Annotated in this window: 24 protein-coding genes and 1 tRNA gene; 14 read left to right on the forward strand and 11 right to left on the reverse strand. The window is 60.4% G+C overall.

What is annotated here, in order from left to right:
* Positions 1–2,190 (forward strand): patatin-like phospholipase family protein, encoded by a 2,190-nt coding sequence (locus tag A462_RS17485; RefSeq protein WP_008434868.1) that lies wholly within the window; start codon positions 1–3, stop codon positions 2,188–2,190.
* 132 nt (positions 2,191–2,322) lie between these two features.
* Here the strand turns inward: A462_RS17485 and A462_RS17480 are convergent, their stop codons facing one another.
* Positions 2,323–2,757 (reverse strand): MarR family transcriptional regulator, encoded by a 435-nt coding sequence (locus A462_RS17480; RefSeq protein WP_004371158.1) that lies wholly within the window; start codon positions 2,755–2,757, stop codon positions 2,323–2,325.
* 121 nt (positions 2,758–2,878) lie between these two features.
* Positions 2,879–5,005 carry a DNA helicase RecQ gene (gene recQ / locus A462_RS17475; protein WP_004371161.1) on the reverse strand — a complete coding sequence of 709 codons (2,127 nt, stop codon included), beginning with the start codon at positions 5,003–5,005 and terminating at the stop codon, positions 2,879–2,881.
* 276 nt (positions 5,006–5,281) lie between these two features.
* Between recQ and A462_RS17470 the strand changes: the two genes are divergently transcribed.
* Positions 5,282–5,869 carry a UPF0149 family protein gene (locus A462_RS17470; protein ID WP_004371163.1) on the forward strand — a complete coding sequence of 196 codons (588 nt, stop codon included), beginning with the start codon at positions 5,282–5,284 and terminating at the stop codon, positions 5,867–5,869.
* A gap of 20 nt (positions 5,870–5,889) precedes the next feature.
* Positions 5,890–6,282 carry a YbaN family protein gene (locus A462_RS17465; protein WP_004371165.1) on the forward strand — a complete coding sequence of 131 codons (393 nt, stop codon included), beginning with the start codon at positions 5,890–5,892 and terminating at the stop codon, positions 6,280–6,282.
* A 117-nt stretch (positions 6,283–6,399) separates the two neighbouring features.
* Here A462_RS17465 and A462_RS17460 read toward each other — a convergent pair whose 3' ends face one another.
* Positions 6,400–7,086: an HAD-IA family hydrolase gene (locus A462_RS17460; protein ID WP_004371166.1), complete on the reverse strand. Its 687-nt coding sequence runs from the start codon at positions 7,084–7,086 to the stop codon at positions 6,400–6,402.
* A 104-nt stretch (positions 7,087–7,190) separates the two neighbouring features.
* Positions 7,191–8,039, reverse strand: coding sequence for an oxidoreductase (locus A462_RS17455; protein WP_008434877.1), 849 nt, complete (start codon positions 8,037–8,039; stop codon positions 7,191–7,193).
* 97 nt (positions 8,040–8,136) lie between these two features.
* Here A462_RS17455 and A462_RS17450 point away from each other — a divergent pair, with 97 nt between their 5' ends.
* Positions 8,137–9,033: a LysR family transcriptional regulator gene (locus A462_RS17450; RefSeq protein ID WP_008434880.1), complete on the forward strand. Its 897-nt coding sequence runs from the start codon at positions 8,137–8,139 to the stop codon at positions 9,031–9,033.
* Between the two features lie 24 nt (positions 9,034–9,057).
* Positions 9,058–9,414: a DUF2784 domain-containing protein gene (locus tag A462_RS17445; RefSeq protein ID WP_008434882.1), complete on the forward strand. Its 357-nt coding sequence runs from the start codon at positions 9,058–9,060 to the stop codon at positions 9,412–9,414.
* Here the strand turns inward: A462_RS17445 and A462_RS17440 are convergent.
* Positions 9,401–10,369, reverse strand: a complete 969-nt coding sequence (locus A462_RS17440) for an SDR family oxidoreductase (protein ID WP_008434883.1) — start codon at positions 10,367–10,369, stop codon at positions 9,401–9,403. The two genes, A462_RS17445 and A462_RS17440, sit on opposite strands and share 14 nt — an antisense overlap.
* A 96-nt stretch (positions 10,370–10,465) precedes the next feature.
* Here A462_RS17440 and A462_RS17435 point away from each other — a divergent pair, with 96 nt between their 5' ends.
* The 5 genes from A462_RS17435 to A462_RS33375 all read left to right on the forward strand — a co-directional run bounded on the left by A462_RS17435 (position 10,466) and on the right by A462_RS33375 (position 13,685).
* Entirely contained in the window at positions 10,466–11,350 is an 885-nt protein-coding gene (locus A462_RS17435; RefSeq protein WP_032899338.1) for a LysR family transcriptional regulator, read from the forward strand.
* A 54-nt stretch (positions 11,351–11,404) separates the two neighbouring features.
* Positions 11,405–11,983, forward strand: a complete 579-nt coding sequence (locus A462_RS17430; RefSeq protein WP_008434886.1) for a DUF4337 domain-containing protein — start codon at positions 11,405–11,407, stop codon at positions 11,981–11,983.
* A gap of 68 nt (positions 11,984–12,051) precedes the next feature.
* Positions 12,052–12,714: a M24 family metallopeptidase gene (locus tag A462_RS17425; protein ID WP_008434889.1), complete on the forward strand. Its 663-nt coding sequence runs from the start codon at positions 12,052–12,054 to the stop codon at positions 12,712–12,714.
* A gap of 18 nt (positions 12,715–12,732) precedes the next feature.
* Positions 12,733–13,086, forward strand: coding sequence for a gamma-glutamylcyclotransferase family protein (locus tag A462_RS17420; protein WP_008434891.1), 354 nt, complete (start codon positions 12,733–12,735; stop codon positions 13,084–13,086).
* 329 nt (positions 13,087–13,415) lie between these two features.
* Positions 13,416–13,685, forward strand: coding sequence for a short-chain dehydrogenase (locus A462_RS33375; protein ID WP_083853206.1), 270 nt, complete (start codon positions 13,416–13,418; stop codon positions 13,683–13,685).
* Positions 13,686–13,788: 103 nt separating this feature from the next.
* On the opposite strand, the gene A462_RS17415 is transcribed toward A462_RS33375, so the two are convergent.
* Positions 13,789–13,878, reverse strand: a tRNA-Ser gene (locus A462_RS17415).
* A 333-nt stretch (positions 13,879–14,211) separates the two neighbouring features.
* Here A462_RS17415 and A462_RS17410 point away from each other — a divergent pair.
* The 3 genes from A462_RS17410 to A462_RS17400 all read left to right on the forward strand — a co-directional run bounded on the left by A462_RS17410 (position 14,212) and on the right by A462_RS17400 (position 16,915).
* Positions 14,212–14,901, forward strand: a complete 690-nt coding sequence (locus A462_RS17410) for a crotonase/enoyl-CoA hydratase family protein (protein WP_004371187.1) — start codon at positions 14,212–14,214, stop codon at positions 14,899–14,901.
* A gap of 215 nt (positions 14,902–15,116) precedes the next feature.
* The gene (locus tag A462_RS17405) at positions 15,117–15,872 is read left to right on the forward strand and encodes a lysophospholipid acyltransferase family protein (protein ID WP_008434894.1); all 756 of its coding nucleotides are present in this window, start codon (positions 15,117–15,119) and stop codon (positions 15,870–15,872) included.
* A 71-nt stretch (positions 15,873–15,943) separates the two neighbouring features.
* Positions 15,944–16,915, forward strand: coding sequence for a magnesium and cobalt transport protein CorA (locus A462_RS17400; RefSeq protein ID WP_004371189.1), 972 nt, complete (start codon positions 15,944–15,946; stop codon positions 16,913–16,915).
* A 114-nt stretch (positions 16,916–17,029) separates the two neighbouring features.
* On the opposite strand, the gene A462_RS17395 is transcribed toward A462_RS17400, so the two are convergent.
* From A462_RS17395 to A462_RS17385, 3 genes are all read right to left on the reverse strand, one after another.
* Positions 17,030–17,758 (reverse strand): amidotransferase, encoded by a 729-nt coding sequence (locus A462_RS17395; RefSeq protein ID WP_008434897.1) that lies wholly within the window; start codon positions 17,756–17,758, stop codon positions 17,030–17,032.
* Between the two features lie 99 nt (positions 17,759–17,857).
* Positions 17,858–20,005 carry a 3-hydroxyacyl-CoA dehydrogenase NAD-binding domain-containing protein gene (locus A462_RS17390; RefSeq protein WP_008434899.1) on the reverse strand — a complete coding sequence of 716 codons (2,148 nt, stop codon included), beginning with the start codon at positions 20,003–20,005 and terminating at the stop codon, positions 17,858–17,860.
* A 16-nt stretch (positions 20,006–20,021) separates the two neighbouring features.
* Positions 20,022–21,227, reverse strand: a complete 1,206-nt coding sequence (locus A462_RS17385) for an acetyl-CoA C-acetyltransferase (protein ID WP_008434901.1) — start codon at positions 21,225–21,227, stop codon at positions 20,022–20,024.
* A 681-nt stretch (positions 21,228–21,908) separates the two neighbouring features.
* Between A462_RS17385 and A462_RS17380 the strand changes: the two genes are divergently transcribed.
* Positions 21,909–22,712, forward strand: coding sequence for a c-type cytochrome (locus tag A462_RS17380; RefSeq protein WP_008434903.1), 804 nt, complete (start codon positions 21,909–21,911; stop codon positions 22,710–22,712).
* A 206-nt stretch (positions 22,713–22,918) separates the two neighbouring features.
* Here the strand turns inward: A462_RS17380 and A462_RS17375 are convergent, their stop codons facing one another.
* Together A462_RS17375 and A462_RS17370 are read right to left on the reverse strand one after the other, a co-directional pair.
* Complete coding sequence (locus tag A462_RS17375) at positions 22,919–23,722, reverse strand: transglutaminase family protein (RefSeq protein ID WP_004371203.1); 804 nt, start codon at positions 23,720–23,722, stop codon at positions 22,919–22,921.
* Positions 23,719–24,669: an alpha-E domain-containing protein gene (locus A462_RS17370; protein WP_004371204.1), complete on the reverse strand. Its 951-nt coding sequence runs from the start codon at positions 24,667–24,669 to the stop codon at positions 23,719–23,721. Before A462_RS17370 ends, A462_RS17375 begins: the two co-directional genes overlap by 4 nt.
* Between the last annotated feature and the right edge of the window lie 3 nt (positions 24,670–24,672).

Genomic DNA, 24,672 nt, shown 5'->3' on the forward strand with positions numbered 1-24,672 from the left:
ATGCGCCGCCTGTTGTCCTGCCTGTTGCTGTGCCTGTTCCCTGTCCTCGTCCAAGCCGTCGAAAACCCGCGCCCGAAGATCGGCCTGGTGCTCTCCGGCGGTGCCGCCCGTGGCCTGGCGCACATTGGCGTGCTCAAGGCCCTGGAAGAACAGGGCATCCACATCGATGCGATTGCCGGCACCAGCATGGGTGCGGTGATCGGCGGGCTGTACGCCTCGGGCTACAAGATCGACGAGCTGGAAAAACTCGCGCTGAACATCGACTGGAAGCTCGCCCTGTCTGACGCGCCACCGCGGGAAGACGTGCCATTCCGGCGCAAGCAGGATGACCGGGATTTCCTGGTCAAACAGAAACTCAGCTTCCGCGACGACGGCAGCCTCGGCCTGCCACTGGGGGTGATCCAGGGTCAGAACCTGGCCTTGCTGCTGGAAAGCATGTTCGCCCACACCAGTAACGTGCGGGATTTCGACAAGCTGCCGATCCCCTTCCGCGCCGTGGCCACCGACATCACCAGTGGTGAAAAAGTGGTGTTCCGCAAAGGCCACCTGCCCCAGGTGATCCGCGCCAGCATGTCGATCCCGGCGGTGTTTGCCCCGGTGGAGCTGGATGGCCGGCTGCTGGTGGACGGCGGCATGACCGATAACATCCCGCTGGATGTGTCGCGGGAAATGGGGGTCGACATCGCCATCGTCGTCGACATCGGCACCCCGCTGCGCTCACGCAAGCAACTCAACACCGTGGTGGACGTGCTCAACCAGTCCATCACCCTGATGACCCGGCGCAATTCCGAAGAACAACTCAAGGCCCTGGCGCCCCGCGACGTGCTGATCCAGCCGCCCCTGGCCGCCTACGGGGTGACGGATTTCGGGCGCGCCAAGGACATGATCGACGCGGGCTACCGCGCCACCCGCGCACTCGACGTGCGCCTGGCGCACCTGCGCCCGGCCGAACCGGTGGACCCGTCGCTGGTGGCCGCGCGAACGCCCGGCGAGCGCAACCCGGTGATCACCGCAATCAAGGTAGAGAACGACTCCAAGGTGGGCGACGAGGTGATCCGCTACTACATCCGCCAGAACCTCGGCGAGCCCCTGGACCTGGCCCGCCTGCAAACCGACATGGGCACTCTGTACGGCCTGGATTACTTCGAACAGGTGCAATACCGCGTGGTGAAAAAGGGCAAGGACAACACCCTGGTCATCAGTGCCCGGGGCAAACGCAGCGGCACCGACTACCTGCGCCTGGGCCTGAACCTGTCGGATGACATGCGCGGCGACAGCGCCTTCAACCTCGGCGCCAGCTACCGCATGAACGGCATCAACCGCCTCGGCGCCGAATGGCTGACGCGGGTGCAGATCGGTGACAAGCAGGAGCTGTACAGCGAGTTCTATCAGCCGATGGACACCGGTTCACGCTACTTCGTCGCGCCCTATATCAGTGCCCAGGCGCAGAACGTCGAACTGATTGAAGACAATAACCCGATCTCCGAATACCGCCTGGAACGCTACGGTTTCGGCCTGAACGTGGGCCGGCAGATCGGCAACAGCGGCGAGATTCGTTTCGGCGTCGGCGAGGCCTGGGGCAAGGCGGATGTGCGCATTGGCGACCGGAATTCACCGAGCATCAACTTCAGCGAGGGTTTCTATGAGCTGAAGTACTCCTTCGACTCGTTCGACAACGTGTACTTCCCCCATACCGGCGAAGACATTGGCCTGGCCTTCCGGGAGTTCGAACCGGGGCTGGGTTCGGACCAGCGCTATCGCCAGTGGGAGTTCAAGCTGGACAAAGCCATGAGCAGCGGGCCGGACACGCTGATCCTCGGCGGGCGCTATGGGCGCACCCTGGATAAGTCGGACGTGGTGATTTCCAGCTTCCTGCTGGGGGGCGCGCGGCAGCTGTCGGGCTTCCGGGAGGATGCGATTGCCGGGCAGAACATCAGCCTGATGCGCGCGGTCTACTATCGCCGGCTGACGCCGCGGTCTTATTTGCCGCTGGATTTCCCGTTGTACCTGGGCGCGTCACTGGAGCGAGGGCGAGCGTGGAACAACGACAATGAATACGACAGCGGGTACATCAACGCCGCCAGTATTTTCCTGGGGTTTGATACGCCGCTGGGGCCGTTGAATTTCAGTTATGGGTTTAACGATGACAGTCAGCAGGCGGTGTACCTGAACCTGGGGCAAACCTTCTAACTACGCCGCAAAACCCATGTGGGAGCGGGCTTGCTCGCGAAGGCGGTGTGTCAGTCAGCACATGTATTCACTGACACTCCGCCTTCGCGAGCAAGCCCGCTCCCACATTTTTGATCTTCTGTGTACTTGGGATCAGGACTTCTCGAGATTTCCGAGGATGTGTTCATGCACCCGCATGCACACCCGCAGATCCTCTTCATCAACCCCCACAAACAGTTCATGGCGCAAGGCCGTGGCGATGGTCTCGATCTGCTCGATCAGCGGCTTCGCGGTGTCGCACAGCACAATGCGCTTGGCGCGGCGGTCTTCCACCACGGCCTGGCGTTGCACCAGGCCCTGGCTTTCCAGGCTGTCGAGCAAACGGGCCAAGGTGGGCCCCTCTACCCCGACGCTCTGCGCCAGCTCACGCTGGGTAGGCGGTTCGGTAAAACGGGCCAGGTGCAGCAGCACCAGCCAGCGTGCCTGGGACAGTCCCAAACCTGCCAAGCGGCGATCCAGCTCGGCACGCCATCCTCGGGACATATGCGCCAACTGCATGCCAAAACGGTGTTGATCGGTTAACGGCATAAAAAACTCATGGATTAGACTGAAAATAAAGTGTGGCTAATTATTAGTCAGCTAAGCATGACCCATGCCAGTAGGCAAGACCCGGTATGTACTGATTCGTTACATTGTCGTAATTGGCACATCAAATCTCGAATTCCGACTGCAAAGCGGCCCTTACGCAGTACAAAACGCCCTCGGGAACGCGGCCGGTAAACAGCGGCGCAATCTCGGAAACGGGTGGCAATTCGCCTTCTCCATCCAGGAATGCATCCTGGATTTCACCGAGCAAATCTTCCGGCAGATCAAGGGCCTGCTCCAACGACAACTGCTGCTTGCCAATGGACTCGGCGAGCAAGGTGTAGACGTTCTTCTCCGAGCACTGCAGCTGCCCGGCAATCTGGATCGGGGTCATGCCGGCACGGGCGAGGCTGATCAACTCGTGGCGGATGTCGGCGACCTCTTTCGGCGCCTCGACCTGGCCGCCGAGCACTTCGAGGAAGGCCTGGCCATAACGCTCCAGCTTGCGCGCACCGACGCCGCTGACCCTGGCCATCTCGCCGAGGGTAGTGGGATGGTCGCGGAGCATTTCCAGCAAGGTGGAGTCCGGGAAGATGACGTAAGGCGGCACGCTGTGTTCCTGCGCCAACTTCTTACGCAGCGCGCGCAGGGCTTCCCACTGTTCGCGCTCTTCGAAACGCACCAGTTGGCTGGCCTGGCTGGTGCTGCTCTTGGCGGTGGTTTGCGGCTTGAGGTCGCGGCGCAGCTCCAGGCTGACTTCGCCTTTGAGCAGCGGCCGGCAACTGTCGTTCAGGCGCAGGCCGCCGTAGCCTTCCAGGTCGATGTCCACCAGGCCACGGGCGACCATCTGCCGGAACAGCGAGCGCCACTCGCCTTCGGCGCGGGCCTTGCCCACACCGTAGACCGAGAGTTTTTCGTGGCCGAAGCTGCGAATCTTTTCATTGTCCTTGCCCAGCAACACGTCCACCAGGTGGCCGACGCCATAGCGCTGGCCGGTGCGGTAGATCGCCGACAACGCCTGGCGCGCCGGCTCGGTGGCGTCCCAGGTCTGCACGCCGTCCACGCAGTTGTCGCAGTGGCCGCAGGGCTTGGGCATGTCTTCGTCGAAGTAGGCGAGCAAGGTCTGGCGACGGCAGCGGGTTTCTTCACACAGCGACAGCATCGCGTCGAGCTTGTGCTGTTCCAGGCGCTTGTGGCGCTCGTCGCCTTCGGAGTTCTGCAGCATCTGCTTGAGCATCACCACGTCTTGCAGGCCGTAGACCATCCACGCATCCGCCGGCAGGCCGTCACGGCCGGCACGCCCGGTTTCCTGGTAGTACGCCTCGAGGGATTTGGGCAAATCCATGTGGGCCACGAAGCGCACGTTGGATTTGTCGATGCCCATGCCGAACGCGATGGTGGCGACCATGATCAGGCCTTCCTCGTTGAGGAAGCGCTTCTGGTGGTAGGCCCGCAGTTCGTTGGGCAAACCCGCGTGATACGGCAGTGCCGGATAGCCTTGTTCACTGAGGAATGCGGCGACCTCATCGACCTTCTTGCGCGACAGGCAATAGACGATGCCGGCGTCGCTGCGCCGATCGGAGAGGAACGCCAGCAACTGCTTGCGCGGCTGTTCCTTGGGCACAATGCGGTAAAAGATATTCGGCCGGTCGAAGCTCGAGAGGAAGCGCTCGGCGTTCTGCAGGTGCAGGCGCTCGACGATTTCTTCGCGGGTACGTTTGTCGGCGGTGGCGGTCAGGGCGATGCGCGGGACGTTGGGGAACAGCTCCGCCAGTTGGCCCAGTTGCAGGTATTCGCGACGGAAATCGTGACCCCATTGGGACACACAGTGGGCTTCGTCGATAGCGAACAGGGCGATTTCCAGGCTCTGCAGGAACGCCAGCATCCGTGGCTGCACCAGGCGCTCGGGGGCGAGGTAAAGCATCTTCACTTCGCCGCGCTTGATGCGGGCAGCGAGGTCGCGCTGCTGTTCGGCGCTGAGGGTGGAGTTCAGCGAAGCGGCCGCCACGCCGAGCTCTTCAAGGGTGGCCACCTGGTCGTCCATCAGGGCGATCAACGGTGACACCACCACCGCAAGCCCTTCCCGCAGGAGTGCCGGTACCTGGAAGCACAGCGACTTGCCGCCGCCGGTAGGCATCAGGACAAGGGCATCGCCGCCGTTGGCCACGCGCTCAATGATCGCACCCTGGCGGCCACGAAAACTGTCGTAGCCGAAGATGTCCTTGAGGACGCGTTGAGCCTGCTCGAGCATGAAAAACTCCAAATATCGCCGAAATCCCTCTGTACAGGCTGGTCGAAAAAGCACGCTTGAGCGGGAAATAATCCGTAAGCGAACTTTTCCCGCGACTGGCGCTTGGCCTGCAGGGGCATCACAAAACGCGGCAGTATACCCGAGCGTTACCCGGCAAAGGGTGCCGTTGGTGAATTGCCGCCGGGCTCAAATACCTCTCAAATCTGTGCTGCGGCTGGCCTGGCAGCTCAAGAAAGCCTAGAATTGCCCATCGTTTATTCCCAAGGTAGTCCGTCAATGTCCTTCGCTGAGCAACTAACCCGCCTGCAAGCCTTCCTCGATGCCGATGAGCTGCACGACGAGGCGCTGGACTACGTGGCCGCCCACGGCTATCTGACCGCGCTGTCGATATGCTCCGATGTCGTTCCCGACCGTGAATGGATCGACGCGCTGTTCTCCGAAGAGCCTCACTACAGTGATGCCGCCCAGCGCGAAGAAATCGAATCGACCCTGCTGGCCCTCAAGGCTCACATTGGCCGCCAACTGGCTTCCGATGAAGAGTTCGAACTGCCTTGCGACCTGGACCTGGGCGAAGACCCGGACGACTCCGAACTGCGCGGCTGGTGCATCGGTTTCATGGAAGGCGTGTTCCTGCGTGAAGAGGCCTGGTTCGAAACGGCTGAAGAAGAAGTCAGCGAAATGCTGCTGCCGATCATGGTCGGTTCCGGCCTGTTCGACGAGCAACCTGAGTTCTCCGACATCGCCGCCGACGCCAACCTGATGGACGACATGATCGTTCAGATCCCGGAAGCGCTGACCGCCCTGTACCTGCTGTGCAACGCACCTGACGAAAAGCCGGCGATCCTCAAGCCTCGCCACCACTAAGACCTTTGCCCGTGGCGCCCATGGGCAACCGTTCCGTGATCCTGCGTTACGTTCTGCTGGCCATCGGCTGGTTGAGCGTGGCGCTCGGGGTAATCGGCATCTTCCTGCCGGTGCTGCCCACTACCCCCTTCCTTCTGCTGGCTGCCGCCTGCTTTGCCCGTAGCTCCCCGCGCTTCTACCACTGGCTGGTGGAACACCCGCGCCTGGGGCCGTGGATTCGTGACTATCTGGATGGCAACGGGATTCCGCTCAAGGGCAAGGTGTATGCCATTGGGTTGATGTGGGTGAGTATCGGTTTTTCCTGCTACCTGGTGCCGCTGATCTGGGCGCGAGGGTTCATGCTGACCAGTGCGGTGTTGGTGACGGTTTATATTTTGCGGCAGAAGACCTTGCCCAAGGCACCGCAGGACTAAATGTGGGAGCGGGCTTGCTCGCGAATACGGTGGATCAGTCAGCACATGTATCGGCTGACACACCGTATTCGCGAGCAAGCCCGCTCCCACATTTTTAATCCAGTCGCTTCAGAGGGATCAACGCATCGGCGGCAAGCCATACGCCGCCAAATCAAAGTCAGCCAACTTGCGAATAATCTGGTCGGCATGGTGATACTTGCTGTCCGCCATCGCCTCATCCGGCACCGCAATCGCGGTCATGTGCGCAGCCTTCGCCGCTGTCACGCCAAACGGCGAATCCTCAAACACCAGGCAATCCTCCGGTGCCACACCCAAGCGGCGCGCCGCCGTCAGGAAGATATCCGGCGCCGGCTTGGCCGCCCCGACCTCCGGGTCATCCGCCGTGACGATAGTGTCGAACAACCCAAACCACTCACGGTGCAGCGTGGTCTTGTGACCAAACGAGTTGCGCGACGAACTGGTGCCCACGGCAATCGGAATGTTATGCGCCTTCAAGTGCCGCACCAGCGCCTCAGCACCCGGCATGCCCAAGGCCTTGGGGAAACGCTCGCTCATCAGCGGCTCGCGGATCACCAGGAATTCTGCGGGGGTAATCGGCAGGTCCAGCGCCTTGACCACGTAATCCGCCAGGTCCTGGGCGCCGCGACCAATGATGTGCTGCTTGATCCCCCAGTCATAGGTACGGCCATAGCGTTCGGCGATGATCTGTGTGACTTCGGTGTAGATGCCTTCTGTGTCCAGCAACAACCCGTCCATATCGAAAATGACAGCCTTGATCGGGACAGCGGTACGCGGTGCATTCATCACTACAGATCCGTGGGCAAAAGGACTAAAAGGATTCAGCACAATAACGGCCAGCGTTACCTGCAAGCAACCGTTACGGCCTTGTGCCGAATCCAGTCAGTGCTTCACTCGGGAAAATCCGCCCCCTCAGTTACCTCAGCCCACGCATCAAAATCCGCACTCAGCGCCTTCACCTTGGTCCGCGCAAAGGTCAACGCAGCCTTGCCCAGCAACAGGCGCAATGGCGGTTGCTCAGCCTCCACCGCCTTGACGATGGCAATCGCCGCGCGCACCGGATCACCCGGCTGCTTGCCGCTGTAGTTGCGAACCATATTGGCCCGTGCCACCGCCGTTTCCTTGTATTCGGCAATCCCGTGAGCCGCCTCGTTGGCCGAACGCCCGGCCCAGTCGGTGCGGAACGGGCCCGGCTCGACCAGCAACACCTTGATCCCCAACGGCGCGACTTGCTGGGACAGCGCCTCGGAAAGGCCCTCCACCGCAAACTTGGTCGCATTGTAGAAACTCAGCGACGGGAACGCCGCCACACCGCCCACCGAGGAAATGTTCACGATGCTGCCCGAGCGCCGGGCGCGCATGCCGGGCAAGGCCGCGCGGGTCATGGCGCTCAAGCCCCACACGTTGATTTCGAACATGTTGCGCACGTCATCCAGGTCGCTTTCTTCGAAGGAGCCGAAGTAGCCGACACCGGCGTTGTTGACCAGTACGTCGATATGGCCGAAACGTTCTTCAGCCGCTTTGACAGCCGCCTCGACCTGGGCCTGGTCGGTAACGTCCAGCGTCAGGACCAGGGCGTTTTCTTCGTGACCGGCAACGATGTCCTGCACCTGCTGCGGATTACGCGCGGTGACCACGGTCGGGTAGCCGAGGCTCAGGGTGTGCAACGCCAGCTGACGGCCGAAACCGGTGGAACAGCCAGTGATGAACCAGACGGGTTTTGCGGTGTAAGTCGTCATAAAGGGCCAATCCTCGTGTGTGTAGGAAAAGTATGCGCGCCGCTGTTATTGCTAAAAAGATGCATAATCTGCAAGGCCCTTTCGGAAATACCACACAATGGACACGCCCGATTTTCAGCAGTTGCGACTGTTCCTGCAGGTCGCCCGCTCGAAAAGCTTCACCCAGGCGGCCGACGCCAGCAGCCTGTCGGTGTCGACCGTCAGCCATCGCGTGCGCGCCCTCGAGAAACAGTTGGGTGTGCAACTGCTCAACCGCACCACCCGCAGCGTCAGCGTGACCGAGGCCGGCGAGCAGTTGATCCAGAAGATCACGCCGCTGCTGGAAGAACTGCAAACCAGCCTGCACAGCGTAGTAGCGGCGACGGTCGACGCCGCCGGCACCTTGCGCCTGAACATTCCCTCCACCGCCAGCCGAATGGTCCTGCAACCGTTGCTCCAGCGCTTCCTGCGCAAATACCCGGGCATCAACCTGGAAGTGGCGGTGGACAACAGCCTGGTGGACATCGTCGCCCAGGGTTTTGACGCGGGCATCCGCTACGACCATGTGCTGGCCGAAGACATGGTGGTGGTGCCGGTGGCGACGCAGTTGCGATTCGTCATCGTCGCCACGCCGCAGTATTTGCAGGGGCGCAAACTGCCCACTCATCCCCACGACTTGCTCGAGCATGAGTGCGTCAACTACCGCAGTGCGCAGACCGGCTCGCTGCACCGCTGGGACTTTGAAAAAGCCGGCAAGCAGATGCGGGTTACGGTAAAAGGCCGGCTGGCGACCAACGATGTTGAATTGATGGTGCGCGGTGCGCTGGACGGGTTTGGCTTTGCCTACGTGGCGCGTTCCAGCGTCGAGCAGTACCTGCAACGCGGTGAGTTGGTGGAGGTTTTGGACGACTGGATTGCCCACAGCGCGCTGTATTTGTATTACTTCAACCGTACGAACACGCCGAAGAAATTGCGGGTGTTTATCGAGTTCCTGAAGGAAGAATTCGGGACCTGATCCATTCAAAAAGCGAACCCAATCATGCTCTACCGCTTCGCCGCCGACGGCCTGGTGCTGTTTCATTTGTCGTTCATTCTGTTCGTGCTGTTTGGCGGTTTGCTCGCCCTCAAATGGCGGCCCGTGATGTGGCTGCACTTGCCCGCTGCTGCCTGGGGCGTTGCGGTGGAAGTGTTCCATCTGCCCTGCCCGCTGACCCGCTGGGAAAATCTGTTTCGTCATTTGGCCGGGCAGGACGGATATGGCGGCGGCTTTATCGAGCATTACATCCTGGCCCTGATCTACCCGGCCGGGCTGACGCCGCAGATCCAGCTGGGGCTGGGCGCGCTGGTGCTGTTGATCAATATCGCGGTGTATGTGCGGCTGATCAGGCGCGCTTAGGCAAGCAGCCGATACCCACCAATGTCGCCTCAACCGCCTCGTCCAAAGGCGTGTGCGGTTCACTGCCCAATATCTGTACGAGGCGGCGGTTGTCCATCCGCACCTCGGTTTGCCACAGGTAACGCATTTCCTGCATCTCGCGGAAGGTGGTGACAAAGGGCGCGGCCAGTTTCAGCAGCCACCACGGGAAAGCACGTACAGAAGGCTGTTGGCCGGTCCTGCGTGACACCACCCGCTGAATCGCCTGGCTCATCTGCCGACCATCGGCATCTATGTGCCCCGCCATATGAAAACGGGCGAAGGCATCAAGGCTGTCGCGGCGGGCAATCAACTCGACCATGGTCCTCGCCACATCAGGCAGGTAAGCCCACTGATGCCCCACGCCCGGCGCCCCTGGATAGCTCACGTTGGCCACCGGTTTTGCGGGCTTGACCAGGCCTTGGGAAAACCAGCTGCTGCCGGCCTTGGCGCCGAAAAAATCGCCTGCCCGCACGATCAGCGCTCGTGCGCCCTGCTGGGTCGCCTCAAGCAAACGCTGCTCCAGCTCTACCCGGATCGCGCCCTTGCGGGTAAGTGGATGCTGCGGCGAATCTTCCTCCAACCGCGCGAAGGCATCAGGCCCGAAGTTGTACACCGTGCCCGGCAAGACAATCGTCGCCCCTTCCGCGACTGCCGCCGCGATGCTGTTGTCGATCATCGGCAGCACCAGCTCCGCCCAGCGCTGGTAACCGGGCGGATTCACCGCATGCACGATCACCGAACAACCCCGGGCCGCTGCGACGACTTCCCCACGGTTCAGCGCATCACCTTTTATCCAGGTGAAATCGGCATTCTGCTTGTGAGCCTTATCCACATCCCTCGTCAGGGCGCACACCTGCCAGCCCGCAGCGAACAACTGCCGTGCCACCTCACCACCAATCCCGCCTGTCGCGCCCATTACCAGAACCTTGTTCATACTTTTTCCCCTGAGGGTTGTGTGATGGGGCGATTCTGTTGGTCGGCGAGCTATAGAGGAATTGCCGAAGATCATCCAGACGCTATACATTTATGCATGGCATCAAATATTGGTTGGGAGCTTTACCGGTCATTCCTCGGGGTACTCAAGGAAGGATCGTTGTCGGGGGCCGCACGGCAGCTCGGCATCACGCAGCCCACGGTCGGGCGGCACATCGCTGCGCTGGAAAAATCCCTCAACGTGGTGCTGTTCACCCGCTCCGCCAGCGGCCTGTTGCCCACGGCGGTCGCCCTCACCCTGCGCACCCATGCCGAAACCATGGAAACCACCGCCGCCGCACTCGAGCGCGCCGCGTCGCCCCAAGGCCCCGAAGTGCGCGGCGTGGTACGAGTGTCTGCCAGCGAAGTGATCGGCGTGGAAGTCCTGCCGCCGATCATCACCCGCCTGCGCCAACAGCACCCGCACCTCAGGGTCGAACTGGTGCTGAGCAATCGCCTGCTGGACCTGCTGCAACTGGAGGCCGACATCGCTGTGCGAATGGTCCGACCCAGCCAGGAACAACTTCTGGCGAAAAGGATCGGCGTTATCGAAGTCGGCCTGCATGCGCGCAACGACTACCTGCAACAACATGGCACACCCCAGAGCCTGAATGATCTCTCAGCTCATTCAGTCATCGGCTACGACCAGGAAAGCGCCTTCATCCGCAGCCTGGCCGTCAAAGGCTTCGACCGCAGCGCCTTTTCCCTCAGCAGCGACAGCGACCTCGCACAACTGGCCCTGATCCGCGCTGGCGCCGGCATCGGTGGCTGCCAGGTCAAACTGGCCCGGCAAGACGCCCGCCTGAGCCGGGTCCTGCCCGACGCATTCGCCCTGCAACTGGACACCTGGGTCACCATGCACGAAGACCTGCGCAACAGCCCGCGCTGCCGCGTCACCTTTGACGCCCTGGTGGCCGGTTTGCAGCATTACGTACAGGATTGAGACAGCTTCGCTGGTGAAGAATCAGAGTCCCTCAAACCCTTCATAGACGCCCCCATGTCCGAAGCCTTCGAAGTCCCCAGCCCCCACGAAAAACACGTCGAACACGCCACCGAACATGCCCACCGCAGCGGGGACAATTTCGCCAGCCGCATCGCCGTGATGACCGCCATCATGGCCACCGTCGGCGCCATGCTCAGCTACCAGGCCGGCTCCACCGAAAGCGAAGCGGCGATGGACAAAAACAACGCCGCCATCTTCAAGACCGAAGCCGCCAACCAGTGGAACTACTACCAGGCCAAATCCAGCCGGCAGAACCTTGCGGAGCTGGCGACGCATATTCCGGGGGTTGATGCCAAGCACTACACCGACGAGATCGAGCGTTATAAAACCCAGAAGGAAGACGTGCGCAAACAAGCCGAAAAGCTCGAGGCCACGTCGAAGGAATGGGATGAAAAGTCAGAACAGGCGCTGCATCAGCATCACCGCTGGGCGCAGGCGATGACCGCGATTCAGATCGCGATTTCATTGGCGGCGATCACGTTGCTGACAAGGAAGGAATGGTTGAAGCGCATGGCGTATACCGCCGGTGGTGTGAGTGTGGTGTTGGGTGGGATGGCGTGGTTGCATATTTAGGTTCCATCCTGCCATCGCTATATAGTAAAACGCATAACGCCTGACACTATAAAGCCGAGGAAAAGCCGGTGACCGCACAATCATCCAAGGAAGCTGTGGGCGTCGCCTACAGCATCGACTCAATGCGCTACGCCCAGGCCATGACTTGGCGCGCGATCGAAGCACTGTCCAAACTCATCCGCCCCGGCATGCTCGAATCCGAAGCCCGCGAGCTCGGCAAAAAAGTCCTCGCCGACCTCGACATGCAGCGCATCTGGCACCCGCTGCTGGTGCGCTTCGGCGCCAACACCCTCAAGACCTTCAAGGAGCGCTCCGACGGCGACCCGGTGCTGGGGGAAAACGACATCTACTTCATCGACATGGGCGCCGTGTGGCAAGGCCATGAAGGTGATGCGGGGGCGACATTCAGCACCGGTAACGACCCCGAGATGAAGGCATGTGCGAGCGCGGCAAAAGAGCTGTTTGATCGGGTTGAGCGGCGCTGGAGGAACGACAAAGTCGTCGGCCTGGAGCTGTATCGTTTTGCCGAAGAGCAAGCGAAGGAAATGGGTTGGATGCTGAACCTGGACATCAAAGGGCACCGCGTCAGCGATTTCCCCCATGCGATTTATCGTGGCGGTGATCTTGGGGACTTTGACCAGTATCCCAATGAAGGGCTGTGGATTCTGGAGATACAGATCGCGCATCCGAGCGGGGCTTATGGTGCGTTTTACGAAGATTTGCTGGCTTAACTTTTTCAAGGAATAAAGATGGAACGCTCGACCGAATTTCCCGTGCTGTTGTTTTCCTACGGCACGTTGCAGGACAAGGCAGTGCAGCTGGCCAACTTTGGGCGGGAGTTGGTGGGTCAGCAGGATGCGATGCTGGGGTATTCGACAAGCTGGGTGGAGATTACCGATCCTGAGGTGTTGGCGGCCAGTGGCAAGACCCATCATCCGATTGTTTCGCCGAGCGGGCGGAATGAGGACAGTGTTGAAGGGATGGTGTTTCAGATTACCGAGCAGGAACTGGCGGCGGCGGATGCGTATGAAGTGTCGGACTATAAGCGGGTTTCGGTGGGGTTGGCTTCGGGGTTGACGGCTTGGGTGTATGTGCAGGCTTGAGGGCGTGCAGTTGGTCAGTCGGAGTGATTTCCTACAGATCAATCGGAAGGAGTGCCCTGCCGGGTTTGTGAGGTGGGGCATATAGTTCGCCGGTCGCTCTCATAGCGACTCGGGTTTGGCGACTCGACTACAAATTGGCAGAGGCCTCCCGGCTAAGTTTGCGGGATGCCCCTACGCGCAATAAGCTGCTCGATGGTAGCTGTGCGTGGGAGACCTTCGGGTCTGCCGGTTTTCCAATTTGTCCGGTTCGCCAACCTGCGTACAGCTGCCACCCTTTTGTTTGGTAACGAATGTGTGGCAGCTCTCCTTAAGCAAGCGGAGATTCACGCATGAACCAATACATGGCCCTCACCAGCAACGATTGCGAGACACCTGCCCTTTTTGTAGATACCACTGCGCCGCTGGACGTTTTGCTGGACGCTGCTGGGTATCGAATTCGTGCTGTTACTCAAGTTCTTGAAAATCTGGCACTGCGTGCGGAAATCAGCAGCGATACGGTTGTGCTTAGCGATTTTTCGCTGCTGTGTTCAATTCCATTGCGCGATGGTTGTGATTTGCTGGATGTGATAGGTCGGCGCATGGCTATGCGGTGTTCCTGAATCCATTGGTTTGATTTTTCCTAGCACAACCAAATATTCAAACCCCAGAAACCACAAAACCCCTGACTTCTTTCGAAACCAGGGGTTTTGTTTACATCGAATTTGGCGGTGAAGGAGAGATTCGAACTCTCGATACAATTTCTTGTATACACACTTTCCAGGCGTGCTCCTTAAGCCACTCGGACACTTCACCGTATCTCGTCAAACTGATTCAGTCTGTCGAGGCGCGCTAATGTAGTCGAAAGCTTTTCCGATGGCAAAGGTTTTTTTCAGAATTTTCATGCGCTTAGGCGGTTATGCCGTTCCAGCCCTCTGCGGCGCCACGCACACCACGGCGATTCTGCCATTCTCGGGCACTCGCGGCGCTTGTCTATAGTAGCTGCTGCGCCTTGCCGAAGGCCGCCTGCGGGTGGGCATGGGGGAAAAGTCTGACTGGGTAGTCAGTCATGGCGCTTTACCAGGGCGGGCGCGGTGGGTAACGTCTGCCGTCTGTCCTTCTATTACAAGCATTACAAGGAATCGCGTCATGAGTGAGTTGATTGCCTACCACCTCGAAGACGGTATCGCGACCCTGACCCTGAGCAACGGCAAGGTGAATGCCATTTCGCCGGCAGTGGTCAGTGCGTTTAATCAAGCGCTGGATCAGGCCGAGAAGGATCGGGCGGTGGTGATCATCACGGGCACGCCGGGGATTTTGTCCGGTGGCTATGATTTGAAGGTGATGACCGCCGGCCCTAAAGAAGCCGTGAGCCTGGTGACGTCGGGCTCCACCCTCGCCCGCCGCCTGTTGTCACACCCGTTCCCGGTGATCGTGGCGTGCCCTGGGCACGCGGTGGCCAAAGGCGCGTTCCTGTTGCTGTCGGCGGATTACCGGATCGGTGTGGACGGGCCTTTCAGCATTGGCCTGAATGAAGTGATGATCGGCATGACCATGCACCACGCCGGGATCGAGCTGGCGCGGGATCGTCTGCGTAAGTCGGCCTTCCACCGCTCGGTGATCAATGCCGAGATGTTTAACCCGCAGGACGCGTTGAGCGCCGGGTTCCTGGATAAGGTGGTCGCGCCGGAAGAGTTGCAGGCCGCAGCGCTGGAAGCCGCTCGCCAACTGAAGAAGATCAATATGAACGCCCACAAACACACCAAGCTGAAGGTGCGTAAGGCGCTGCTGGAAGCCCTGGATGATGCGATCATTCAGGACCAAGGCCACTTGGGTTAATCAAACCTACGCCTGCTGAATCGAAGCCCGACCTTGAGTCGGGCTTTTTCTTACAAAGAATTCCGGTTTGCCTACAACCGCTCTAGACAGTGTCTGTCACAGCATGTTGAAACATGCGCTTAAACATCGCCTATCTTCCGACTCTATAGGGGCAATTGCCGAATACAGTGCACATCCGTACACTGCGCCACCTTTTGTCCCGATGGGCTGTGTCGATGCTTTTTTTGTTACGCATGTTGTTGATGGGCCTGCATTTTATGATCGCCGGCGTGCTGGGCGTGCTGCTGGGGATCTGTCGGCCGTTCAATCCGGACAACAGCCGTTACTGCGCGCGCCTGTATGCGGTGCCGGCGATGTGGCTATTGCGCCTGCGAGTGAAGGCCGATGTCGACTCGCTGCGCCACAAGCCCAGCAGTTGCGTGATCATCGCCAACCATCAATCCAACTACGACCTGTTTGTGTTCGGCACCGTGGTGCCGTACCGCACGGTGTGTATCGGCAAGAAGAGCCTGAAGTGGGTGCCGTTGTTCGGACAGTTGTTCTGGCTGGCGGGCAATGTGTTGATCGACCGGGGCAATGCGCACAAGGCGCGGCGTTCGATGCTGACCACCACCCACACCTTGGCGCATGCCGACACCTCGATCTGGGTGTTCCCGGAAGGCACGCGCAACTTCGGTGAAACCCTGCTGCCGTTCAAGAAAGGCGCGTTCCAGATGGCGATCGCCGCAGGCGTGCCGATTGTGCAGGTGTGTGTCAGCACCTATGTGAAGCAGATGAAGCTCAATAGCTGGAACAGTGGCGATATTCTGATTCGCTCGTTGCCGCCGATTCCTACGAAGGGGCTGACGATGGATGACATGCCGCTGTTAATGCAGACCTGTCGCGAGCAAATGCGCGACTGCATCGAGGCGATGGACCGCGAGCTGCAAACCACGCCTGCAATCACGGCTGAACCCCGCCGAATTTGCTGACTCTGATTGGGCAGGGCAGCTAAGCTGCCTGACAGTTGTCATCTGCCATTCAAGAAGAAGCGATCAGCACTATGGGTAGAGTTGTTGCGGCCGCCGTCTATAGCGCCGGTAAGAAAGTCACCGATATCACCCTCGACGAAGGCGCCGCGTGGGCCGCCAAGCCTGACCACTTTGTGTGGATCGGCCTGGAGGAGCCCAGCGCGCTGGAACTGGCCAACCTGCAGCGCCAGTTCAACCTGCACGAACTGGCCATCGAAGACGCCCTGGAAAAACACAGCCGGCCCAAGCTTGAAACCTTCGGCGACGCGCTGTTTATCGTGACCTACTCACCGGTGCGCGATAACGGCAAGCTGGAGTTTATCGAAACCCATATCTTTGCCGGCAACGGCTACATCATCACCGCCCGCAACGGCCACTCGGCATCCTACGGCTATGTGCGCCAGCGCTGTGAGGCGCGACCGCTGTTGCTGGAGCATGGGGAAGATTTCGTACTCTATGCGCTGCTGGATTTTGTTACCGAGAACTACCAGCCGGTGAGCGAGGCGATTCATGCCGAGGTCGATGAACTGGAGCGCAACGTGTTGTGCAACTCCCTGAGTGAAGCGGATATCCAGAAGCTCCACGGCCTGCGCCGCGATGTGCTGCGACTGAAGCGCTATGTAGCACCGATGGTGGAGATCAGTCAGGAATTGCAGAAACTGAGCTTCCCGTTTATCGACAAGAACATGCGTCCGTACTTTCGCGATGTGCAGATTCACGTCACCCGGCAGATGGAAGACCTGACCACCTTGCGGGATATCGCCAGCCAGACCATCGAGATTGGGGTGTTGCTGGAAGCCTCGCGCCAAAGCGTGGTGCAACGCAAGTTTGCCGCGTGGGCAGCGATTCTGGCGTTCCCGACGGCGGTGGCCGGGATTTACGGGATGAACTTCCAGAACATGCCGGAGCTGCAGTGGCACTACGGCTATTTTGCGGTGCTGGGGTTTATTGCGGTGGGGTGTACAAGTTTGTGGGCCAGCTTCAAGCGTTCAGGCTGGCTATAGGAAAACTGCTGTTGTGCGCTGGGGTGCGAAGCGCCCCCAAGGCTTGCGACTGCTGCGCAGCCGAACGGGAGCAAGCTCCCTCGCCACAAAAAGCTCGTCAATCAACCCGAATAGTTAGGCCACGTCCGCTTTTGGTTTGTGCGCCACAAACCGCATCATCCATTCCGCCACGGTGACGCCGTGATGGTCTCGCTCCAGGCTGGCCACACCGTTGGTGTAGACCTTCTCCCCCAGCGTTGTCTGAAGAATCTCCAGCAACTCGCGGGAATAGTCGTGGATAAATTCCGGGTGGCCCTGGAAACACAGCACCTGGTCTTCAATGTGGTACGCCGCAAACGGGCAGAACTCGCTGGAGGCGATCACGGTGGCGTTTTCCGGCAAGGTGGTGACCTGATCCTGGTGGCTGATCAACAGCGTCAGTTCTTCCACCACCGGGCTCATCCACGGTGCCTTGGCGTTCAGTTTGTAGTCATGGATGCCCATGCCCCAGCCCTTGGTCGCCCGCTCGGTCTTGCCACCCAACAGCAGCGCCAGCAACTGGTGGCCGAAGCAGATGCCGATCAGCTTGTCGCCGCGGGCATGGCGGTCCAGCAGGTAGGTCTTGAGGGTCTGGATCCACGGATCGGTGCCAAAGGAGTCGGCCTTGCTGCCCGTCACCAGGTACGCGTCGAACACTTCTTCATCCGCCGGGTATTCACCCTGCACCACGTTATAGATGACGAACTCGGCGGCAATCGGCTGTTTGGAGAACAGGCGCTTGAACATCTGCCCGTACCCTTGGTACTGATCGATCAGCCCAGGACGCAGGATATCGGTTTCCAGGATGCACACGCGTAACGACATAAAAAATACCTGACACGGCGATGGGAATAATGAACACCCCCAGAGCCTGCCTTGAAATACCCTTCCAAGGCAAGCCCCATCGCCGCTCCCACATTTGGATCACCGAAACGCTTCACCCTGTGCAGCTTTCTCCAACAGCAGCGCCGGCGGCGTGAAGCGCTCACCATATTGCTCGGCCAGGTAGCGGGCGCGGGCGACGAAATCGTTCAGGCCGTACTGGTTGATGAATTGCAGCGCTCCGCCGCTCCAGGCGGCAAAACCGATACCGAAGATCGAGCCGACGTTGGCATCAGCCGTCGACATCAACACGCCCTCCTCCTCACAGCGCACGGTTTCGATGGCCTGGATGAACAGCAAACGGTCACGCACGTCTTGCGGCGAGATCTGTTGGCCAGGCTTTTCGAAGCGGTTTTTCAGCTCCGACCACAGGTGTTTCTGCCCGCCCGCCGGGTACTCGTAGAAACCGCCACCCGCCGCCTTGCCCGGGCGCTTGTATTCATTGAGCAACAGGTCGATCACGGCAAACGCCGGGTGCTGCGGTAACGGCTTGCCTTCGGCCTGTAGGTCCTTGGCCGTCTGTTGACGGATATGGCTCATCAGGCTGAGGGAAACTTCGTCAGAGACCGCCAGCGGCCCCACCGGCATGCCGGCCTTGCGTGCCTCGGTCTCGATCATCGGCGCCGCCACGCCTTCGCCGAGCATGGCGATGCCTTCGTTGGTGAAGGTGCCGAACACCCGCGAGGTGAAGAAGCCGCGACTGTCGTTGACCACAATCGGGGTTTTCTTGATTTGCAGTACGAAGTCGAACCCCCGCGCCAGGGTTTCGTCGCTGGTGCGGGCGCCCTTGATGATTTCCACCAGGGGCATTTTGTCCACCGGGCTGAAGAAGTGCAGGCCGATAAACTTGCCCTGGTCTGGAACGGCGGTGGCTAACCCGCTGATGGGCAAGGTGGAGGTGTTGGAGGCGATCACCGCTTCGGCACCCACCACGTTTTGCGCGGCCGCCGAGACCTTGGCCTTGAGTTCCCGATCCTCGAAGACGGCTTCGATGATCAGGTCGCAGCCGGCAAGATCAGCATCGGATTCGGTAGGAACAATCCGCGCGAGGATGGTTTCCCGCTGTTCGGCGGTCAATTGCCCACGCCCGACCTTCTTGTCCAGCAACGTGGCCGAGTGGGCCTTGCCCTTCTCTGCCGCCGCCTGGCTGACGTCCTTGAGCACCACCTCAATGCCCGCCGAGGCGCTGACGTAGGCAATGCCCGCGCCCATCATCCCGGCGCCGAGCACGCCGACCTTGCGTGTCACATACGGCGCAAAGCCCTGGGGCCGCGAACTGCCGGCACTGATTTCATTGAGCTGGAACCAGAAGGTGCCAATCATGTTTTTCGCCACTTGCCCGGTGACCAGCTCGGTGAAGTAGCGGGTCTCGATCAGGTGGGCGGTGTCGAAATCCACCTGGGCACCTTCCACGGCGGCGCAGAGGATTTTTTCCGGGGCCGGGAAGCAGCCGTTGGTTTTGGCGCGCAGGATCGATGGCGCAATGGCGAGCATTTGCGCGACTTTCGGGTTGGACGGCGTACCACCCGGGATCTGGTAGCCCTTGATGTCCCAACGCTGTTTCGCCTCGGGGTTGGCCAGAATCCACGCCCGGGACTTGGCCAGCAGCTCGTCACGGTCTGCCGCCAGCTCATCAATCAACCCGGCTTGCAGCGCCTGCTGCGGCGTAATCTTTTTGCCTTCCAGCAAGTAGGGCAAGGCTTTTTCCAGGCCCAGCATCCGCACCATGCGCACCACACCGCCGCCACCCGGCAAAAGCCCGAGGGTGACTTCCGGCAGGCCAATCTGTACCGACTTGTGGTCCAGCGCCACACGGTGCTGGCACGCCAGGCAGATCTCCCAGCCACCGCCCAGCGCTGCGCCGTTGATCGCGGCCACTACCGGTTTGCCGAGGGTTTCCAGGGTGCGCAGTTGCGCCTTCAGCACCAGCACGCTGTCGTAGAAATCCTTGGCGTGGGGCTTGTCGACCTTGATCAGTTCATTAAGGTCGCCGCCGGCAAAGAAGGTCTTCTTCGCCGAGGTGATGATCACGCCCGCAATCGAATCCTTCTCGGCGTCCAGGCGGGCGACGGTGGCCGCCATGGCCTCGCGGTACACCCCGTTCATGGTGTTGGCGCTCTGGCCGGGCATGTCGATGGTCAGCACCACAATCTGGTCCTGGCCCTTTTCGTAACGAATGGCATCGGTCATGACTGATTCCTTAGGCTCAGAGGCGTTCGATGATAGTGGCGATACCCATGCCGCCGCCGACACACAGGGTGGCCAGGCCATAACGCTGCTGGCGTACCTCCAGCTCATCAAGCAAGGTGCCGAGAATCGCGCAGCCCGTGGCGCCCAGCGGGTGGCCCATGGCGATGGAGCCACCGTTGACGTTGACCCGGGCGGCGTCGATGCCCATGTCCTTGATGAACTTGAGCACCACCGACGCAAACGCTTCGTTGACCTCGAACAGGTCGATGTCTTCAACCCGCAAACCCGCCTTGGCCAGTGCCTTGCGGGTTGCCGGTGCCGGGCCGGTCAACATGATGGTGGGGTCGGTACTGGTGACAGCGGTGGCGACGATCCGCGCCCGGGGTTGCAGGCCAAGTTCGCGACCTTTGGCTTCAGAACCGATCAGCATCAGCGCCGCGCCATCGACGATCCCGGAACTGTTGCCCGGTGTGTGCACGTGATTGATGCGTTCGACGTGGCTGTAGACCCGCAACGCCGTGGCGTCGAAGCCCATCTGGCCCATCATTTCGAAGCTGGGCTTGAGTTTGCCCAGGCCTTCGAGGGTGGAATCGGCACGGATGAATTCGTCCTGATCCAGCAGCACAATGCCATTTTGGTCCTGCACGGCGATCAGCGACTTGTTGAAGGAACCGTCTGATCTGGCCCGCGCCGCTTTCTGCTGTGAGTGCAGGGCAAAGGCGTCGACGTCCTGGCGGGTGAAGCCTTCCAGGGTGGCGATCAGGTCGGCACCGATGCCTTGCGGGGTGAAGTGGCTGTGCATATTGGTTTGCGGGTCGAGCACCCAGGCGCCGCCGTCACTGCCCATGGGCACTCGGGACATGGACTCGACGCCGCCCACCACCACGAGGTCTTCAAAGCCGGAGCGCACTTTCATCGCGCCGAGGTTCACGGCTTCCAGGCCCGAGGCGCAAAACCGGTTGATCTGCACACCGGCGACGCTGATATCCCAGTCCGCCACCAACGCGGCGGTCTTGGCGATGTCGGCGCCCTGGTCGCCAATCGGTGTGACACAGCCCAGGACGATGTCATCCACTTGCCGGGTGTCGAGGTCGGTGCGCTGTTGCAGTGCCGTCAGCAAACCGGCCACCAGGTTCACCGGCTTGACGCTGTGCAGGGCGCCATCCGCCTTGCCTTTGCCCCGGGGCGTGCGTATCGCATCAAAGATCAAAGCTTGGGTCATGACGTCCTCGAATCACTATGCAACGAATCGTGCCCTTACCTTAGGCGCCGGGGCGCCGGATTCAATGACCGAACCGCTCATTGACCTTGACGCTCACGCTCAGACGAACGGTAGGAGGCTACGGGAATCGGCTGATTAATCGTTTTAGCTGTCTAGCCGTAGGGCTGGCGTCTGGCTGGCAATTGGCCTCATGCCTTTTTAATAATTTTTCTTCAGGTGATGAGACGAAATGGATCTAAGCCATGTAGAACGAGGGCTCTAAGGTTGAATCTGTAAGAGAAGTTAAAGGTTGCTGCCGGGTTTTGCTGGAGCACCTGTAGGAACTGTAAGAAAAGAGTCATGTAGCACCGTCATAGTTGAATCGACCGGCACGCATTTGACGCTCAGGAATAACAACAAAAGGCAGTCAGCCATGTTCAAGCATTCGAAAGTACGTCAGGCGGGACTTATTCTGTTCGCCACCACCCTGATTCTGATCTTGCCCAACCTCACCAAGGTCATTGGGTGACCTCTCACACCCCACATTCTGCGCAGACACAGCGCCAGGATCGCAGCCTTTGGCAGCGCCTTTCGGGATATTGCGTATAGCGATCCCGTCAGGGGCTGCCGTTTTGCGCGCCGAGATTTTGTGATTTTGCGGTATCGTGAGTTCCACCGCCTTTTCCGATATGTGGCCCTTCCTTGAAACAGATCATCGTCCTCCTGATCCTGCTGCTGGCCTTGCCGGCGCACGCCGCGAAATTGACCGTCGAGCTGGATCACGCCAGCAAAACCTGGGAAACCACCGAACTGCTCAAGCGTCCGGATGTGCAGACGGTGCAGATCGTTGATGACGTTTCCTACAAGCGCAATATGACCTATCGTGCAGTGCCGTTGGCAGCGCTGTTGCCAGGCATCACGCCGGATAACCATCTGCAGGCAGTGGCCCTCGACGGCTTTGCCGCGGAACTGACGGCGGCACCGCTGCTATCAAAAAGCGGCGCGCGGGCCTGGCTGGCGGTGGAAGATCCGGCGCATCCGTGGCCGCCACTGGCAGACGGCAAGCCCAGTGCCGGGCCGTTTTATCTGGTGTGGACCGATCCACAAGCCGGGCATATCAGCCCTGAGCAATGGCCGTTTCAGATTTCCGGGATCAAGCAGTTGAAGACGGTGGCGGAGCGCTTCCCGGCGTTGTTGCCGGATCCGAAACTGGCGGCGAATGACCCGGTGAATCAGGGGTTCGCACTGTTCCAGAAGAACTGCCTGGCATGTCATCGCCTGAACGGGGCCGGCGATGCGCAGGTGGGGCCGGACCTGAATATTCCTTACAACCCCACTGAATATTTTGCCGGGGATTTCCTCAAGCGCTACATCCGCGATCCGCAAAGCATGCGGCACTGGCCACAGGCGAAGATGCCGGCGTTTGCCACCAGCGTGTTGCCGGATGCGGACCTGGATCTGCTGGTGGGGTATTTGAAGCATATGGCGGGCAGAAAGCAGCCTTAAGGCTCGGGTAAATCTGTGGCGAGGGAGCTTGCTCCCGCTGGGCTGCGCAGCAGCCCCAATCAGACAATCGCATTTCTCCAGACAGAACTCGGGGGCATGCCTTGGGGCCGCTTCGCAGCCCAGCGGGAGCAAGCTCCCTCGCCACAAAAAGCTGTCCTGGCACGGAGAGCTTTCCTGCTACACAGAGCTCCCTCTCTCCCTGGATCCTACTGCTGCTGCACCGATATCACCGGTGTCGGCGCTACAAATACCTTCGCATGCATTTGCTCATGCCCTCCCCCACGACGCATGCCTCGTACCGGGCAGGCGTCCAGGTAATCCAGACCCACCGCCAGCTTCAAATGCCGCTCCGGCCGCGCCAGTTGATTGGTCACGTCAAAACTGTACCAGGCGTCATCCAGCCACGCTTCAGCCCAGGCATGGCTGGCGAGGTGCTCGCAGTCTTCGCTATACAAATACCCCGACACATAACGCGCCGGAATCCCCAGGCTGCGGGCACAGGCGAGGAAGGCGTGGGTGTGGTCCTGGCACACCCCGGCACGCCCGGCAAACGCCTTGGCCGCACAGGTGTCGACTTCGGTAGAACCCGGCGAATAGGTCATGTACTGGTTCAGCGCGTGCATCAGGTCGATCAATGCGCTGCGGTCGCGGCGTTGATGGCAATGCTTTTCGGCAAAGCTGCGCAGGGCCTCGTCCGGCTCGGTCAACCGGGTGCAGCGCAGGAACGGGAAGGCCGACTGGCTTTCATGTTCGGCCTCGCGCAATTCGTCGATATCCACCTGGCCACGGGCGCCAATGATGATGGCTTCATGGGGCTCGTCCAGGGTCAACACGTGCAGGATGTTGCCGAACGGGTCCAGTTGCGCCCGTACCGGCCGGGGCAAGTCCAACTGCCAACTGAGGACATGCTGGCGCTCGCTGTCGTGGGGCGTGAGCCGCAGGTACTGGATGCTGGCACGCACCTGGTCTTCGTAGTGGTAGGTGGTTTCGTGGCTGATGGAAAGTCTCATGCCGCCTCCAGGTAGGAACTGTAAATAGCATCGCCCAACTCGCGCACGAGCGGGATGAAGTCGGTCAGCCAAGCGTGCAGGCCTTCCTCGAGAATTTCGTCGATGGCGGTATAGCGCAGGCGTGCGTCCATTTCCGCTGCCAGGCGTTGGGCCGGGCGACCGTTGATGCCGGGCAGGCTGCCAAGGATCTGGTCGATCTCTTCACTGCAGGCCCGCAGCGATCGCGGCACGTCGGCGCGCAGCAGCAACAGTTCGGCGACTTGCCGGGCGCCGGGGGCATCACGGTAGATCTCGGTGTAGGCCTCGAACGACGACAACGCCCGCAACAACGCACTCCATTGATAGTAGGCATGGGCGGTACCATCGGTGACCGCTTCGGCCTGGTCGCCGGCCATTTCATAGCGGGCGTCGAGCAAGCGCAGGGTGTTGTCGGCGCGCTCGATAAAGGTGCCCAGGCGAATAAAACGAAAGGCGTCGTTACGCATGATGGTGCCGTAGGTGGCACCGCGGAACAGGTGGGAACGTTCCTTGACCCACTCGCAGAACCGGCTCATGCCGTAGCGGCTCAGGCCTTGCTGGGCGATGTCGCGAATCTCCAGCCAGGTGGCGTTGATGTTTTCCCACATGTCGGCGGTGATTCGCCCACGCACGGCATGGGCACTGGCGCGTGCAGCGCCGAGGCAGCTGTAGATGCTGGCCGGGTTCGCCGCATCCAGGGCGAAGAAGTGCAGCAGGCGTTCGGCGTGCAGTTCACCGTGGCGCTCGCGGTAATCGTCGAGGGTGCCGGTGATCAGCAGCGGCATCGCCAGTTCATGCAGGCCATCGCCGCGCCCGTCCTGGGGCATCAGCGACAGCGAATAACTGACATCGAGCATCCGCGCGAGGTTTTCCGCGCGCTCCAGGTAGCGCGACATCCAATACAAATCCGAGGCAGTTCTACTCAACATATT

It is taken from the genome of Pseudomonas sp. Ag1, assembly GCF_000278565.1.
Lineage (GTDB): Bacteria > Pseudomonadota > Gammaproteobacteria > Pseudomonadales > Pseudomonadaceae > Aquipseudomonas.

What these genes read in the sequence shown, in the direction of transcription:
- recQ (WP_004371161.1), bottom strand. Translation starts at nt 5,005, where the DNA reads ATGCTCGAGCAGGCTCAACGCGTCCTCAAGGACATCTTCGGCTACGAC.
- A462_RS17485 (WP_008434868.1), top strand. Translation starts at nt 1, where the DNA reads ATGCGCCGCCTGTTGTCCTGCCTGTTGCTGTGCCTGTTCCCTGTCCTC.
- A462_RS17445 (WP_008434882.1), top strand. Translation starts at nt 9,058, where the DNA reads ATGCTCTACCGCTTCGCCGCCGACGGCCTGGTGCTGTTTCATTTGTCG.
- A462_RS17450 (WP_008434880.1), top strand. Translation starts at nt 8,137, where the DNA reads ATGGACACGCCCGATTTTCAGCAGTTGCGACTGTTCCTGCAGGTCGCC.
- A462_RS17395 (WP_008434897.1), bottom strand. Translation starts at nt 17,758, where the DNA reads ATGTCGTTACGCGTGTGCATCCTGGAAACCGATATCCTGCGTCCTGGG.
- A462_RS17430 (WP_008434886.1), top strand. Translation starts at nt 11,405, where the DNA reads ATGTCCGAAGCCTTCGAAGTCCCCAGCCCCCACGAAAAACACGTCGAA.
- A462_RS17440 (WP_008434883.1), bottom strand. Translation starts at nt 10,369, where the DNA reads ATGAACAAGGTTCTGGTAATGGGCGCGACAGGCGGGATTGGTGGTGAG.
- A462_RS17465 (WP_004371165.1), top strand. Translation starts at nt 5,890, where the DNA reads ATGGGCAACCGTTCCGTGATCCTGCGTTACGTTCTGCTGGCCATCGGC.
- A462_RS17435 (WP_032899338.1), top strand. Translation starts at nt 10,466, where the DNA reads ATGGCATCAAATATTGGTTGGGAGCTTTACCGGTCATTCCTCGGGGTA.
- A462_RS17460 (WP_004371166.1), bottom strand. Translation starts at nt 7,086, where the DNA reads ATGAATGCACCGCGTACCGCTGTCCCGATCAAGGCTGTCATTTTCGAT.
- A462_RS17470 (WP_004371163.1), top strand. Translation starts at nt 5,282, where the DNA reads ATGTCCTTCGCTGAGCAACTAACCCGCCTGCAAGCCTTCCTCGATGCC.
- A462_RS17455 (WP_008434877.1), bottom strand. Translation starts at nt 8,039, where the DNA reads ATGACGACTTACACCGCAAAACCCGTCTGGTTCATCACTGGCTGTTCC.
- A462_RS17375 (WP_004371203.1), bottom strand. Translation starts at nt 23,722, where the DNA reads ATGAGACTTTCCATCAGCCACGAAACCACCTACCACTACGAAGACCAG.
- A462_RS17400 (WP_004371189.1), top strand. Translation starts at nt 15,944, where the DNA reads ATGGGTAGAGTTGTTGCGGCCGCCGTCTATAGCGCCGGTAAGAAAGTC.
- A462_RS17405 (WP_008434894.1), top strand. Translation starts at nt 15,117, where the DNA reads ATGCTTTTTTTGTTACGCATGTTGTTGATGGGCCTGCATTTTATGATC.
- A462_RS17410 (WP_004371187.1), top strand. Translation starts at nt 14,212, where the DNA reads ATGAGTGAGTTGATTGCCTACCACCTCGAAGACGGTATCGCGACCCTG.
- A462_RS17385 (WP_008434901.1), bottom strand. Translation starts at nt 21,227, where the DNA reads ATGACCCAAGCTTTGATCTTTGATGCGATACGCACGCCCCGGGGCAAA.
- A462_RS17370 (WP_004371204.1), bottom strand. Translation starts at nt 24,669, where the DNA reads ATGTTGAGTAGAACTGCCTCGGATTTGTATTGGATGTCGCGCTACCTG.
- A462_RS17420 (WP_008434891.1), top strand. Translation starts at nt 12,733, where the DNA reads ATGGAACGCTCGACCGAATTTCCCGTGCTGTTGTTTTCCTACGGCACG.
- A462_RS33375 (WP_083853206.1), top strand. Translation starts at nt 13,416, where the DNA reads ATGAACCAATACATGGCCCTCACCAGCAACGATTGCGAGACACCTGCC.
- A462_RS17390 (WP_008434899.1), bottom strand. Translation starts at nt 20,005, where the DNA reads ATGACCGATGCCATTCGTTACGAAAAGGGCCAGGACCAGATTGTGGTG.
- A462_RS17480 (WP_004371158.1), bottom strand. Translation starts at nt 2,757, where the DNA reads ATGCCGTTAACCGATCAACACCGTTTTGGCATGCAGTTGGCGCATATG.